Consider the following 13,582-nt stretch of genomic DNA (forward strand, 5'->3'; position numbering starts at 1 on the left):
TCGCATGACCGAGACGCCGGACGACACCCCCGCACTCCGGGCGCTGACCGAGGCCGGCCTCGCGCACACCGTCACCCGGCACGGCCGCGTGCGGTCGCTGGCGGAGGCGGCCGAGATCCGCGGTGTGCCACCGCGGGCGATCGTCAAGACCATGGTCGTGCGGCGCGGGGCGGGCAACCACCTGTTCGTCCTCGTGCCCGGCGACCGCGAGATCTCCTGGCCCAAGCTCCGCGCCCTGCTGGGGGTCAACCGGATCTCGATGCCCGACGCCGAGGCAGCCCGCGAGGTGACCGGCTATGAGCGCGGCACGATCACGCCGTTCGGCTCGGCGACGGCGCTGCCGGTCATCGCCGACGAGCGGGTCGAGGGGACGATCTCCATCGGAGCCGGCGCCCACGGCGTCGCCGCCACGCTCGCGGCCGAGGACGTCATCGCGCACCTCGGGGCGCAGGTGGCGGACGTGACCGACCCGGCCTGAGGCGTGCCTGCGCTCAGTGGGCGAGCTTGAGCCCGATCACGCAGCCGAGCAGCCCAGCGAGCAGCAGCACCTTGACGACGCTGATCGCCTCGTCTCCCGTCGCCATGCCGTAGGTGACGGTGAGTGCCGCGCCGATCCCCACCCACACGGCGTACGACGTGCCGATGGGCAGCGTCCGCATCGCATAGGCGAGCCCCGCCATGCTCAACGCGAGACCACCGACGAAGACGAGCGACGGGGTGAGCCTCGAGAGGCCGTCGGACTTGCCGAGCGCCACCGCCCAGACCGCCTCGAGACCACCGGAGATGACCAGAACCAACCACGCCATGTCGAACTCCCTGGCGGCCGTCTTGTCGCGTTCCGGGTACGGCTCCCTCGTCCGGTCGAGCCCGCTCGGCCCGCGCGGCGAGTCTACGGGCCGGCTGCTGGCGCCCATCGCAGACGCGTGTCCTGCCTCAGAGGGAGATCCAGAAGCGACGCTTGCCCAGGAGCGTGCTCTCGAAGACGCCGCCCTGGGTCTCGATCGTGCGCGCGGAGGCGACGTTGTCCTCGTCGCAGGTGAGCAGGACCCGGTCCAGTCCGAGCTCGCGGGCCCGATCGAGCCCGAGGCCGAGGGCCCTCGCGGCGTGCCCGCGGCGGCGACGCGACGGGCGGATGCTGTAGCCGATGTGCCCGCCCTGGGTGCGCAGGAACTCCGTGTCGATCGAGTGGCGTACGGCGAGGAACCCGACCATGTCGGCGCCGTCGGTCACCCAGTAGTGGTCGCAGCGCACGTGGCCGTCGTTCGGCTTCGTCGCCGGATCGGTCGACGCCGCCACCACCTCGAGGAGGGCTGCGAACGACGCGGCGTCCGGCCCGAGCCCGGGGACCTGCCAGTCTCCCGAGCCGTCGCGTGGACCGTCGCCGAAGTCGCGGACGCAGCCCAGCCACGCGTCGTACAGGGCGGGCGACGGAGTCGAGAGCGCGGTCACGGCCCCATCCAAGCACCGCGCCAGCGGGGTGACCCGTAAGTAACTGGCGTTCTTCCTTCACCGGGTGCGTGCACATCTCCAGTTACCTGCGAGTTGCACCGAGGCCGGGGCCGGTGAGGCGCTGCGGGGCTAGGTTGGCGGCGTGCGCGAGCTCTGGGAGGTGGCCGAGTCGGTCGTGCTGCCGGCTGTGCGCGCCGTCTTCTCGAGCGGGAGCGATGCGGACTGGTCCGAGCGTCTCCGCGCCAACCCCCTTCGCGGTCGGGGGACGGGGCGTCGACCCGTCACTCGCTCCACGCCGTATGGCGTGTTTGGTCGAGGGAGTGACGGGTCGGCGGGTGGGGCTCAGGCGGTGACGGGCATCTGCGCGCCCAGCGAGGCATGTACGGCGAGCATCCGGTCGACGGCGAGGTCCCAGCCGAACAGCTCGGCGCGCGCCCGCGCCGCGGCCCGCCGTGCGTCCTCGGGGCGGGAGGCGACCTCGAGTACGGCGTCGGCCAGGCGGGCGGGGTCGGGGGCGGCCCAGGCGCCGGAGGTTGCGTCGACCAGCTCGCGGGCGCCGCCGCGGTCGGCCGTCACCACCGGGGTCCCGCAGGCCAGCGCCTCGAGCACGGCCAGCCCGAACGTCTCACCCGGACAGACCGACAGCGAGACGTCGGCCGCGGCGATGCGTCGGGACAGCGACTGGCGGCCGCCCACGTGGCCGTGGAACCGGACCGGCGCGTCCCCGGCGAGGGCCCGCAGCTCGTCGAGCATCGGCCCCGCGCCATACACGTCGAGGCGCACGTGAACGCCGCGGCGGTGCAGCTCGACGGCCGTCGCCACCGCCAGGTCCGGGGACTTCTCGCGGGAGAGCCGACCGGCGTGCACGAGGCGCAGCGGTGCGCCGGCGGCCCGGGGGAGCGGATGGCGGGGCCGGAATGTCGACAGGTCGACGCCCAGCGGCACCCGCACGACCGGGCAGCCCGCGGCGGCGGCCGGGGCCGCGAACTCACCGAGAGCGAAGTGCGAGGTCACCACGATCGTGTCGACGTTGCGCACCAGCACGCGGTCGAGCAGCTTCACCGAGGCGCGGGCGCTGGAGTCGAGGCCGGTGCGCATCGCGAGCATGTGGTCGAGCCGCTCGTGGGAGAGGAGGACGGAGGCGACGCCGTTCTTGCGTGCCCAGCGGGCAACGGGCAGCAGCGTGGTCTTGTCGCTCAGCTCCACCGAGGTCGGGTCGAACTCCTCGAGCACCTCGGTGACCCGCCAGGGCTCCAGGATCAGCCGATAGCCGTTGCCCACCCGCGGAGCGCGCAGCTGGACGACCTCGCCGTCCGCCGTCTCCCAGCGGGAGTCCCGGGGGCCGGGCACGACGAGGAGACGAGCGACGCCGGCCGCGGCGTACCCCGCACCGAGGGCGCGCAGGGCAGCCTTCATGCCACCGGAGGAGGGACCGACGAAGTTGGCGAGCTGAGCGATGCGCACCCGGCGACCATGCTGCAACCAGGTGAACCCTCGGAGACGACAGCACAGACGCCTCAAGAAGCCGCGGGTGTCCACCGAAGGTGACCATGATCCGCCCGCAGTTGCTTCCTTGAGACCGGCTGCGGGGGGATCGCTCAACGTGTGCAGGACCGCCAGAATGCGTGGAGCGGGCGATCGGAGCCCGACGAGGACGGAGATGTGTTGGCCGGTGTGACGATCGGCGAGGACGGCGTCGCGCGGTGCCCCTGGGCGGGCACGGCGCCGATGATGCGCGCCTACCACGACGAGGAGTGGGGCTGTCGCGTCGTCGGCGAGGCGGCGCACTTCGAGCGGCTCACCCTCGAGGCCTTCCAGTCCGGTCTGTCCTGGTCGACGATCCTCGCCAAGCGCCCCGCCTTCCGCGAGGTCTTCGCCGGCTTCGACGCCGACGTCGTCGCGTCGTACGGCGAGCAGGACGTGGCGCGGCTGATGGCCGAGGCCCGCATCGTCCGCAACCGTCGCAAGATCGAGGCAGCCGTCGTCAACGCCCGGGCCACCCTCGCCCTGCGTGACGCGGAGGGGCTGGAGGGGCTGATCCTGTCGTTCGCCCCCGACGTCGCACCGGCCCCGGCCACCACCGAGGAGCTCGCCACGACCTCCGCCGAGTCGCTCACCCTGTCCAAGGAGCTCAAGCGTCGAGGGTTCGCCTTCGTCGGTCCGACCACGATGTATGCGCTGATGGAGGCGATCGGCATCTTCGACCCCCACCTGGTGGACTGCCACCGACGCGGCCAGGCCCCGACAGGCGGTGCCGCGTGAAGACGCAGTTCGCCGCCATCGGCTTCGCCGTGCTCCTGGCGCTCTTCGGCAACTGGACCTCGTCCGAGAACGATCCCGAGGCCCAGCGCCCCGGCCAGCACGACCGTCGCGGGCCCGCCCCCGAACCGGCCACCGTGGGCCGCACCGAGTACGACGAGTACGACGCCGCCGACGGCGTCGTCGCCGCGTCGCTGCCCGCAGGTGGACTCGCCGGCGGCGTCTTCGACGGCAACGGGCCGCAGCTCGTCGGGGTCCTGCTCCCCGAGGTGCCGACGACTGACCCCTGGGCGATCGAGCCGGAGCTGCCGCTGCCGCTGCCGGAGGTGCCGGTCTGGGAGATCCCCGTCCCTGAAGAGACCGTCCCTGAAGAGACAGTTCCTGAAGAGACAGTCCCTGAGGAGACCGTCCCCGAGGAGACCCTCCCGGTCGACCTCGAGGCTCCGCTGCCGGTCATCGACCCTGTCACGGGTGAGCCCGTGCCGTCCCTCGAGGACGGCGAGGTCCCGGCCCTCGAGGTCACTCCGGAGCCCGAGACCGCCCCGATCGTCGGCGAGCCCGTGGTGACGGCGCCGGTGGTCGAACCCGAGCTCGAGGCACCGCTGGCCCCCATGGCCCCGGAGGAGACCCTTTCCTTCGAGCTCGTGCCGGCCGAGGCCGGCTCGACGGAGACCGGCTCGACCGAGACCGGCGGGCTCGAGCTCGCCTCTCCGGACGGCGTTCCCGGCCTGGGCGTGGTGGCCGTCGGCGCCCTCTGGTTCAGTGGGGGCCGACGTCGACCCGCACGGAGGACCGCATGCGCACCACTCTCACCGCCCTCGCCCTAGTCGCAGGCCTGGCCCTGTCGGGCTGCTCGGGCGACGACGACCCGGAGGGTGCGGAGCCCACGGTCTCCGACCCGACCCAGTCCCCGGAGGAGACCGACGACCGCGAGCCCGCCGAGGTGCTGCACGACGCGGTCGACGCCTCGCTCACCGCGACGTCGTTCGAGATCGACAACCGTGCCGAGCTCGACATCGGCGACCAGCGCCTGGTGCTCGACATCGACGGGGCGGTGGACTACGACGAGCTGATCGCGGACGCCACCATCGCCGTCGACCAGTCCGGCACGACCGGCGAGATCGAGATGCTCTCCGACGGCGAGCTGCTGTGGGTGCGCGGGGAGGGACAGGGCGTCGCCGAGTTCCCCGACGGGGCCACATGGGTCGAGGGCGAGTCGAGCCGGCTCGGCAACGACGGCTCCTTCGAGCAGGCCGGCCTGATGGGCGTCGTCCTCGTGCTCCGCGGGGCCGAGGACGTCGAGGAGGGCGAGACCGACGAGATGGACGGCGTGACCGTGCGTCAGTTCACCACCACGATCCCCTACGAGGACGCGGTCGAGGCGGCCGGCGACGGCGCCGACGACCTCGCCTCGTCCTTCAGCCTCACCGGCGGTGCGACGGAGTCCGACCTCGTGGTCGAGGTCTGGGTGGGCGAGGACGACGTCGTCCGCAGCTTCGACATGGAGATCGACGGCGGCGAGCTGCCCGTCGGGGGCGACTACGTCTTCACCCTCGAGAACGTCGACGGCGAGATCACGCCCCCAGAGGCGCCCGCTGACGACGAGATCCTCCGCGGCCCCGAGGCCGAGGAGTTCCTCGACGCGCTGATGGCGCAGTAGCCCTCAGGCGAGCGCCACGTCCGAGGGGTGCGTAGCCAGCGGCGTCACCGTGATCTCCATGTAGGGGAACAGCGGCAGCCCGGAGAGCAGGTCGTGCAGCTCGTCGTTGCTGTCGACGTCGAAGATGCTGACGTTGGCGTACTCCCCGACGATGCGCCAGAGGTGGGGCCACTTTCCCGAGCGCTGAAGCTCGTGGGAGTAGGCCTTCTCCCGAGCGACGACCTCGGCCCTGACCTCGGGGTCGAGGTCGTCGGGGATCCGGACGTCCATCTTCACGTGGAACAGCACGATGCTCTCCTTCTTCTCTCCGATGCGGAGGGTCAGCTGCGGACCGGGTCGAGCACGAAGCCGTAGTCGACCGTGACCGTGCCGTCGCCGGCGGGCTTGGGGTCGAGGATCAGCTCGGGCTTGACCGCCTGGGCGATGTCGTCGTCGTTGTGCTCGTCACCGGGGAAGTAGAGCTGCGCGGTGAGCAGCTCGTGGCCGGGCGCGGAGACCTTGACGTGCAGGTGCGCGGGGCGCCACGCGTGCCAGCCGGCGGCGGCGATGAGCTTGCCGCAGGAGCCGTCGGTCGGGATCTGGTACGGCGCGGGCTGGACGGTGCGGATCTCGAAGGCGCCGTCGTCGCCGACCGTGAAGGAGCCGCGCAGGTTCCACTCCGGGATGCCGGGCGCGAACTGCGAGTAGAAGCCCATGTCGTCGGCGTGCCACAGCTCGACCTTGGCGCCGGCCAGCGGCGTACCGTCCGTGGAGCGCACCGTGCCCGACCAGGCCAGCGGGGTGCCGGGCTCGTCGTCGCGCATCGGGACGGCGCCCTGGGCGCCCTGCTCGGGAGAGTTCGGCACGTAGTAGGGGCCCTCGATCGAGCCCTTGTTGCCCTCGCGGTGCTCGGTCGCGACGTCCTCGACGACGTGCTCGACCCACACGTCGAGGAACAGCGGCCACTCGCCGTCGAGCCCGACCTGGATCAGCCACGCCTTGAGGGCGTTGTACTCGTCGTAGGTCACCTTGTGCTTGCGGATCGTGGCGTAGACCGACTCCAGCACCTCGCGGGCGAGCAGGTCGACGCGCTCCTTCGGGGTGTCGCGGACCGCGTCGTAGGGCGACTTGTCGGAGATGAAGTGCTGGGTGGCGTTGGCGCCGGAGTCGGCGGCGCGGGCGGTCGCCTCGGTGGAGGCCTCGGGGGTGGTCTGGGTGCTCATGGCGGTGCTCCCTGGGTGGTGGTGGGGTTCTTTCGGGGTGGTGGTGCGGGACGTGGTGCTGCGGGGCGGCTGCCGCTCAGGTGTCCTGGCGGTAGCGCGCGAGCTTGTCGGGATCGATCTGGACGCCGAGTCCGGCGCCGGGGCGGACGGCGAGCTCCCCGCCGCTGATCACCAGCGGCTCGGTCAGCAGGTCGTCGCTCATGTCGAGGAAGTTGGAGAGCTCGCCGGCGCGCTGCGTGGTGTGGCGGAAGGCCGAGCCGAAGACGACCGTGCACATCGAGCCGAGCTGGCCGTCGATCTGGTTGCCCATCACGACCTCCAGACCGAGCCCCTCGGCGAGGTGCAGGGTGCGACGCGACGTGGTGAAGCCGGTGCGCGCGGTCTTGATGCTGATCGCGTTGGCCGAGCCGCCCAGGACCTCGCGGGTGACGTCGGCGGGGAAGACCGCGCTCTCGTCGGCGATGAACGGCACGGTGCACTGCTGGACCAGCCAGCGCCGGCCGAGCACGTCGTCGGCGGGGCACAGCTCCTCGGCGAAGGTGAGGGCGAGGTCGTCCATGTCGCGCATCGCCCGCGCCGAGGTCGAGGCGGACCAGCCGCGGTTGCCGTCGACGTACAGCTCGACGTCGTCGCCCAGGCCCTCGCGCAGAGCGCGGACCACGGCGGTGTCGAGCGTGTACGGCGTGCGGCCGACCTTCACCTTGAACGTCGTGATGCCGTAGGTGTCGCGCATCCGCTCCGCCTCCGCCACCATCGCGGCCGGGTCGGCGAAGCCGAGCATGTGCGAGACCCGCATCCGGTCGGTGTAGCCGCCGAGCAGCTGCGTGACCGGGAGGTCGAGGGTCTGGCCGAGCGCGTCCCAGATCGCCATGTCCACCGCGGCCTTCGCGACCGGGTTGCCGACGGTGCGGTGCAGACGGGCAGCGACGACCTCGCGCTCGAGCAGGGTGAGACCGACCACCTGCGGGGCGAAGATCTTGTCGATCACCGCGATCACGCCGTCCTGGGTCTCGCCGTAGGTGAACGGGCGCGGCGGCGCCTCGGCGACGCCGATGACTCCGTCGTCGGTGTGCACGCGCACCAGCACGTGCTCGGCGACGTGGACCTCGCCGGAGGCGAAGCGCAGCGGCTTGGCGTAGGGGATGGCGAAGGGGATCGCCTCGACCTGGGTGATCTTCATCGGAGTACCTCGATGTCGGGGAGGGACGCGTCGGCCGCGGTCGGCAGGGGAGAGGAGTCGAAGAGTCCGTGCGCCTCGAGCATCGTCACGACGGCCTCGACCAGCGCCGAGGAGGAGTCGCGCCGCCAGGCCAGGGCGAGCTCGCTGACGGCGGCCCCCTCGACCTCGCGGAAGACGACGCCGGCCAACGGTGCGGCCTGGACGGAGTCGGGGACGAGCGCGACGCCGAGCCCGGCCGCGACCAGCGCCAGCAGGACCGTCGTGCCGGGGGCGTCGTGCTCCCGGTGCGGGGAGAAGCCGGCGTCGCGGCAGGAGCGGAGCACGGCCTCGTTGACCGCGGAGTGGCTGTCGGCATACATCACGAACGGCTCCGGGCGCAGGTCGCGCATCGCGATCTCGGGCTCCTCGACCAGCCGGTGGTCGGCCGGCAGCGCGAGCACGAGCCGCTCGACGGCGATCGTGCGCACCTCCAGGTGATCCCCCGAGACCGGCGGGCGGAGCACGCCGAGGTCGAGACGCCCGTCGAGCAGGCCCGCGCTCTGGGCCGGGGTGAGCAGGTCGGCGTGGATCTCCAGCGCCACGTGCGGCAGCTCGGCCTTCACCAGGCGGGCGATGCGGGGGAGCTGGGTGTAGGCCGCGGTGCCGGTGAAGGCGATCCGCAGCAGGCCCAGGCGGCCGTCGGCCAGGCGTCGTACGCCGCGGACGCTGTCGTCGACGGCGCCCAGGATCCGCTGCGCCTCGGCCTGCAGGAACTCGCCGGCCGGCGTCAGCGACACCTGGCGGGTGGTGCGCGTGAACAGCGGCGTGCCGAGCTCGGCCTCCAGCTGACGCACGGACTGGGAGAGCGCGGGCTGGGCGAGGTGCAGCCGCTCGGCGGCCCGGCCGAAGTGGCGTGTCTCCGCGACGGCGGCGAAGTAGCGCAGATGCCGCAGCTCCATGGCGATGCCTCCTCGAGTCGTGTGACCAGCCGCTGTGGCTGCCGTCACAGGCAGCCGTGATTCATTCACGGTAGGTCTCAGTATTGAGAAAGAACAAGGTCCGATATGGGGGCCATTGATAAGCCAACGTGATCAAAGACCCCCCGGGTCAGGACTGGGGGTTCCCCCGGTGTGACGGGGGCCACTCGGTGTCACTGTCGAAAGGGCAAGCACTCGCCCCACCGCTCGCCCCCCTGTTCGCCCCTGTTCGCTCGACCTGGAGGAACCGATGACCGAGACCCTCGACAAGGTGCGCGCCACCCTCGCCGACGCGGTCGTGGACGACCCCGCGGCCGGCGTCTACCGCGCCAACCGCAGGATCTTCACCGACGAGGAGATCTTCGAGCTCGAGATGAAGCACATCTTCGAGGGCAACTGGATCTACCTGGCCCACGAGAGTCAGGTGGCGAACCCCGGCGACTACTTCACCACCTACATGGGCCGCCAGCCCGTCGTGATCACCCGCGACAAGGACGGCGAGCTGCACCTGCTGATCAACGCCTGCGCCCACCGAGGCGCGATGATCTGCCGCAAGAAGACCGACAATCGGACCACGCTGACCTGCCCGTTCCACGGCTGGACGTTCCGCAACGACGGCACCCTGCTCAAGGTCAAGGACCCTGAGGGGGCCGGCTATCCCGCGACGTTCGACAAGGACGGCTCGCACAACATGACGCGGGTCGCACGCTTCGAGAGCTATCGCGGGTTCCTCTTCGGCAGCCTCAACGAGGACGTCTCCACGCTCGCCGAGCACCTCGGCGACACCACCAAGGTCATCGACATGCTCGTGGACCAGTCCCCCGAGGGGCTCGAGGTGGTGCGCGGCGCGTCGTCGTACACCTATGACGGCAACTGGAAGGTCCAGGCCGAGAACGGCGCCGACGGCTACCACGTCACCGCCACCCACTGGAACTATGCGGCGACCACGTCGCGGCGCGGCACCGGGGAGTCGGCCAACGAGACGAAGGCGCTCGACGCCGGCGGCTGGGGCAAGTCCGGTGGCGGCTACTGGTCCTACCCCAACGGGCACCTGTGCCTGTGGACGTGGGCGGCCAATCCCGAGGACCGGCCGCTGTGGGACCAGATGGACCGGCTCAAGGAGAAGTACGGCGACGCCAAGGGCGAGTTCATGGTCAAGGGGTCGCGCAACCTGTGCGTCTATCCCAACGTCTACCTGATGGACCAGTTCTCCACGCAGATCCGGCACTTCCGCCCGATCGCTCCGGACCGGACCGAGGTCACGATCTACTGCATCGCTCCCAAGGGCGAGAGCCGCGAGGCCCGCTCCGCGCGGATCCGGCAGTACGAGGACTTCTTCAACGCCTCGGGGATGGCCACGCCCGACGACCTGGAGGAGTTCCGCTCCTGCCAGCTCACCTTCCGCGCCACCAACGCGCCCTGGAACGACATGAGCCGCGGCGCCGAGCACTGGCTGACCGGGCCCGACCCGGTGGCCGAGGCGCTGGACATGCCCGGCGTGATCTCCGCCGGCCTGAAGAACGAGGACGAGGGGCTCTACCCCGTCCAGCACGGCTACTGGCTCGACACCATGCGCGCGGCCGTGGAGAAGGAGGAGAGCGCCCGATGAGCATCGATCGACACACCATCGAGCAGTTCCTCTACCGCGAGGCGCGCTACCTCGACGACCGCGAGTTCGAGAGCTGGCTGGGCTGCTACGCCGACGACGTGGAGTACTGGATGCCGTCGTGGGGCGACGACGACCAGCTCACCGAGGACCCCCAGACCGACATTTCGCTCATCTACTACGACAACAAGGGCGGACTCGAGGACCGGGTCTTCCGGATCCGCACCGAGCGGTCCAGCGCGACGTCCATCCCCGAGCCGCGGACCAGCCACAACATCAGCAACGTCGAGATCATCGAGCAGCGCGGCGACCTGGTCGACGTGCGCTTCAACTGGCACACGATGTACTTCCGCTACAAGACGATCGATCCCTACTACGGGACCTCGTTCTACACGATCGACTTCTCCGGCGACTCCCCGCTGATCCGGCGCAAGACCGTGGTGCTCAAGAACGACTACATCCACCACGTCGTCGACATCTACCACTTCTGAAGTCAGCGATCTCCACACCACCGAGGGGCCCGTCATGAGCCACCAGGTAGCCCTGTCCTTCGAGGACGGCGTCACCCGATTCATCACCTGCGCGGAGGACCAGACGGTCGCCGACGCGTCGTACCGCTCGCGCATCAACATCCCGCTGGACTGCCGCGACGGCGCCTGCGGCACCTGCAAGGCGCTCTGTGAGTCCGGCGAGTACGACGGGGGCGTCTACATCGAGGACGCGCTGAGCCCCTCGGAGGAGGAGGCGGGCTACGTGCTGCCGTGCAGCATGCGCCCGCGCTCGGATCTCGTGCTGCAGATCGCCAGCACGTCCGCGGTCGCGAAGACCCGCGCCGCGACGTACACCGCGACGGTCACCGGTCTCGAGCGTCTCTCGGCCACCACCGTGGCGCTGACGCTCGAGACCCCGCAGCGCGGGGAGCTCGCCTTCCTGCCGGGGCAGTACGTCAACCTCGCCGTGCCGGGCACCGACGAGACCCGCTCCTACTCCTTCAGCAGTGCCCCCGACGAGGAGCGGCTCACCTTCCTCGTCAAGCTCACCCCCGGCGGGCTGATGTCGACCTGGCTCAGCGAGCGCGCCGCGGTGGGCGACGAGGTCTCCTTTACCGGCCCCAACGGCAGCTTCTTCCTGCGTGAGGCCCAGCGGCCGGTCCTGCTGCTGGCCGGCGGCACCGGGCTCGCCCCGATCCTGTCGATCCTGCGGACGCTGCGCGACACGGGCTCGACCCGCCCCGCGCACCTCGTCTACGGCGTCAGCACCGACGAGGACCTCGTCGAGCTCGACACCCTGGCCGAGCTGGCCGGTCAGGTCGAGGGGCTCACCTGGAGCCACTGCGTCTCCGACCCCGAGACGACCGCCGAGCACCAGGGCTACGTCACCGCGTTGATCGAGCCCGGCCACCTGTACGACGGGGACGTCGCGGTCTACCTGTGCGGCCCGCCGCCGATGGTCGAGGCGGTGCGCACGCACTTCGCCGACGCCGGGGTCGAGCCGACGGGGTTCTACTACGAGAAGTTCGCGCTGTCGGGGACCGGCGCGTCGGAGTCGGCGCCGCCGCCCGTTCCCGAGTCCCAGTCCCAGCCCCAGTCCCAGCCCAAGTCCCAGCCCGAGCCCGAGCCCGAGTCCCAGCCCGAGTCCCAGCCGCAGACCGTCGACGCGGCGACGGCGATCGAGCCGATCACCGTGCCGGAGGCCCGGACGATCGCCGGCCAGGTGATGCTCGAGGCCACGGACCTCGCGCCGCTGCGTGTCCGTCCGCCCGGCAGTCCCCGGGCGGCCCTGCCGGCCGAGGTGCCGGAGGCCCGCACGGTGGCCGGCCAGCGGATCTGGGCCGAGCACGACCTCGAGCCGCTCGTCGCGCGCCCCGCCGTACCCCCCTCTGCCGAGGCGGCCACCTCCACGCCCGCCCCCTCCCCGGAGGGCGGCTACGAGATCGGCGAGGAGCACCCCTCGGTGCACCAGTCCGACGCGATCTTCGAGGCACGGCAGGCGCTCGAGCTCGGAGCGCTGGAGCTGGTGCTGGGCCGGCTGTCGTCGGGACAGGTCGCGGGCTACCGACTGCTCGCGGAGTCGACGGTGCCCTATGTCGAGGGGGACCGGTTCACCGATGCCGCGGCCTACACCGAGACCAACGCGGCGTTCCACGACTACCTGTTCACCCTGACCGGCAACGAGCACCTGCTGCAGGCCTACCAGGCACTCGGGGTCAAGGGGCACATGGAGGAGGTGCTGCGCCACGCCACGTGGTGCCACCCCCGCTGCGCGCAGGACCACCTCGAGATCGTCGACGCCGTCGAGCTGGCAGACCGCCAGCGCGCCCGGACGCTCATCGTGGAGCACGCCGAGCGATCGAAGACGACCATGCGTCGCGCGATGGACGACGCCCGGATCCGCCAGCTGCCGGCCTTCTTCAGCCCCGGTCGCTTCGAGGGCCGGGTCGTGCTCGTGACCGGTGCTGCCCAGGGCATCGGGGAGCGGACCGCGCGCCGGATCAGCGCCGAGGGCGGCACCGTGGTCCTCGCCGACCGTGCCGAGCTGGTGCGCGACCTGGCCGACGAGCTCGGCAGTGCCGCCCGCCCGGCGCTCGCGGTCGTCGCCGACCTCGAGACGTGGGAGGGCTCCGAGCTGGTCGTCTCCGAGGCGATCTCCCGCTTCGGTCGCATCGACGTCTCCGTGCACACCGTGGGCGGCACGATCTGGGCCAAGCCGTTCGAGCACTACCCGCCCGAGCAGATCCAGGCCGAGATCAACCGGTCGCTGTTCCCGACCCTCTGGTCGTGCCGGGCGGTGCTCCCGCACCTGATCGCCCAGGGGCACGGCACGATCGTCAACGTCTCGTCGGTCGCTACCCGCGGCCTCAACCGGGTGCCGTACGCCGCAGCCAAGGGCGGCGTCAACGCGATCACCTCCGCGCTCGCCCTCGAGGCCGCGCCCCACGGCGTACGCGTCGTCGCGACCGCCCCCGGCGGCACCGACGCCCCTCCGCGCCGGGTCCCGCGTGGTCCGTCGGCGCAGTCCGAGCAGGAGCAGGACTGGTATCGCACGATCGTCGACCAGACCGTCGGCTCCTCGCTGATGAAGCGCTACGGCACGCTCGACGAGCAGGCGGCCGCGATCTGCTTCCTGGCCTCCGACGAGGCGTCCTACATCACCGGCACGACGCTGCCCGTGGCCGGCGGCGACCTGGGCTGACTTCTGTGGCCCCTCCGCCGGGTCGCTCCGTCGCCCCTCCGTCGCAGTAGCCACGACCCACGGGGGAGGTCGTGGCTA

The 13,582-nt window shown here is 71.4% G+C and carries 14 protein-coding genes and 1 riboswitch; of the genes, 7 read left to right on the forward strand and 7 right to left on the reverse strand.

Annotated features, from left to right (window positions below; translation table 11 throughout):
* The first annotated feature begins 4 nt into the window (after nt 1-4).
* On the forward strand, nt 5-478 hold the full coding sequence (locus ACYU7L_RS08250) for an aminoacyl-tRNA deacylase (RefSeq protein WP_460794923.1): 474 nt from the start codon (nt 5-7) through the stop codon (nt 476-478).
* Between the two features lie 13 nt (nt 479-491).
* On the opposite strand, the gene ACYU7L_RS08255 is transcribed toward ACYU7L_RS08250, so the two are convergent.
* The 3 genes from ACYU7L_RS08255 to ACYU7L_RS08265 all read right to left on the reverse strand — a co-directional run bounded on the left by ACYU7L_RS08255 (nt 492) and on the right by ACYU7L_RS08265 (nt 2,913).
* On the reverse strand, nt 492-806 hold the full coding sequence (locus ACYU7L_RS08255) for a DMT family transporter (protein ID WP_460794925.1): 315 nt from the start codon (nt 804-806) through the stop codon (nt 492-494).
* 12 nt (nt 807-818) lie between these two features.
* Nucleotides 819-883: riboswitch (guanidine-III (ykkC-III) riboswitch) on the reverse strand.
* Nucleotides 884-933: 50 nt separating this feature from the next.
* A complete protein-coding gene (locus tag ACYU7L_RS08260) occupies nt 934-1,449 on the reverse strand; it encodes a GNAT family N-acetyltransferase (protein ID WP_460794927.1) in 516 nt (171 codons plus the stop codon).
* A gap of 342 nt (nt 1,450-1,791) precedes the next feature.
* Nucleotides 1,792-2,913 carry a glycosyltransferase gene (locus ACYU7L_RS08265; protein ID WP_460794929.1) on the reverse strand — a complete coding sequence of 374 codons (1,122 nt, stop codon included), beginning with the start codon at nt 2,911-2,913 and terminating at the stop codon, nt 1,792-1,794.
* Nucleotides 2,914-3,111: 198 nt separating this feature from the next.
* Here ACYU7L_RS08265 and ACYU7L_RS08270 point away from each other — a divergent pair, with 198 nt between their 5' ends.
* From ACYU7L_RS08270 to ACYU7L_RS08280, 3 genes are read left to right on the forward strand one after another with little or no spacing between them, the layout of a single operon-like run.
* The gene (locus ACYU7L_RS08270) at nt 3,112-3,711 is read left to right on the forward strand and encodes a DNA-3-methyladenine glycosylase I (RefSeq protein WP_460794931.1); all 600 of its coding nucleotides are present in this window, start codon (nt 3,112-3,114) and stop codon (nt 3,709-3,711) included.
* On the forward strand, nt 3,708-4,535 hold the full coding sequence (locus tag ACYU7L_RS08275) for a hypothetical protein (RefSeq protein WP_460794933.1): 828 nt from the start codon (nt 3,708-3,710) through the stop codon (nt 4,533-4,535). Before ACYU7L_RS08270 ends, ACYU7L_RS08275 begins: the two co-directional genes overlap by 4 nt.
* Nucleotides 4,505-5,368, forward strand: a complete 864-nt coding sequence (locus ACYU7L_RS08280) for a hypothetical protein (protein WP_460794935.1) — start codon at nt 4,505-4,507, stop codon at nt 5,366-5,368. The genes ACYU7L_RS08275 and ACYU7L_RS08280 overlap by 31 nt, the downstream gene beginning before the upstream one ends.
* A 3-nt stretch (nt 5,369-5,371) precedes the next feature.
* On the opposite strand, the gene catC is transcribed toward ACYU7L_RS08280, so the two are convergent.
* The 4 genes from catC to ACYU7L_RS08300 form a co-directional block, all read right to left on the reverse strand.
* A complete protein-coding gene (gene catC / locus ACYU7L_RS08285; RefSeq protein ID WP_460794937.1) occupies nt 5,372-5,656 on the reverse strand; it encodes a muconolactone Delta-isomerase in 285 nt (94 codons plus the stop codon).
* Between the two features lie 32 nt (nt 5,657-5,688).
* Entirely contained in the window at nt 5,689-6,570 is an 882-nt protein-coding gene (gene catA / locus ACYU7L_RS08290) for a catechol 1,2-dioxygenase (protein WP_460794939.1), read from the reverse strand.
* A gap of 76 nt (nt 6,571-6,646) precedes the next feature.
* Nucleotides 6,647-7,750 carry a mandelate racemase/muconate lactonizing enzyme family protein gene (locus tag ACYU7L_RS08295; RefSeq protein ID WP_460794941.1) on the reverse strand — a complete coding sequence of 368 codons (1,104 nt, stop codon included), beginning with the start codon at nt 7,748-7,750 and terminating at the stop codon, nt 6,647-6,649.
* Nucleotides 7,747-8,688, reverse strand: a complete 942-nt coding sequence (locus ACYU7L_RS08300) for a LysR substrate-binding domain-containing protein (RefSeq protein ID WP_460794943.1) — start codon at nt 8,686-8,688, stop codon at nt 7,747-7,749. The genes ACYU7L_RS08295 and ACYU7L_RS08300 overlap by 4 nt, the downstream gene beginning before the upstream one ends.
* A 268-nt stretch (nt 8,689-8,956) precedes the next feature.
* Here ACYU7L_RS08300 and benA point away from each other — a divergent pair, with 268 nt between their 5' ends.
* From benA to benC, 3 genes are read left to right on the forward strand one after another with little or no spacing between them, the layout of a single operon-like run.
* Complete coding sequence (gene benA / locus ACYU7L_RS08305; protein ID WP_460794945.1) at nt 8,957-10,315, forward strand: benzoate 1,2-dioxygenase large subunit; 1,359 nt, start codon at nt 8,957-8,959, stop codon at nt 10,313-10,315.
* On the forward strand, nt 10,312-10,803 hold the full coding sequence (gene benB / locus ACYU7L_RS08310) for a benzoate 1,2-dioxygenase small subunit (protein ID WP_460794947.1): 492 nt from the start codon (nt 10,312-10,314) through the stop codon (nt 10,801-10,803). Before benA ends, benB begins: the two co-directional genes overlap by 4 nt.
* A gap of 34 nt (nt 10,804-10,837) precedes the next feature.
* Nucleotides 10,838-13,504: a benzoate 1,2-dioxygenase electron transfer component BenC gene (gene benC, locus ACYU7L_RS08315; RefSeq protein WP_460794951.1), complete on the forward strand. Its 2,667-nt coding sequence runs from the start codon at nt 10,838-10,840 to the stop codon at nt 13,502-13,504.
* Nucleotides 13,505-13,582: the final 78 nt, after the last annotated feature.

The sequence above is a fragment of the Nocardioides pacificus genome (assembly GCF_054775955.1).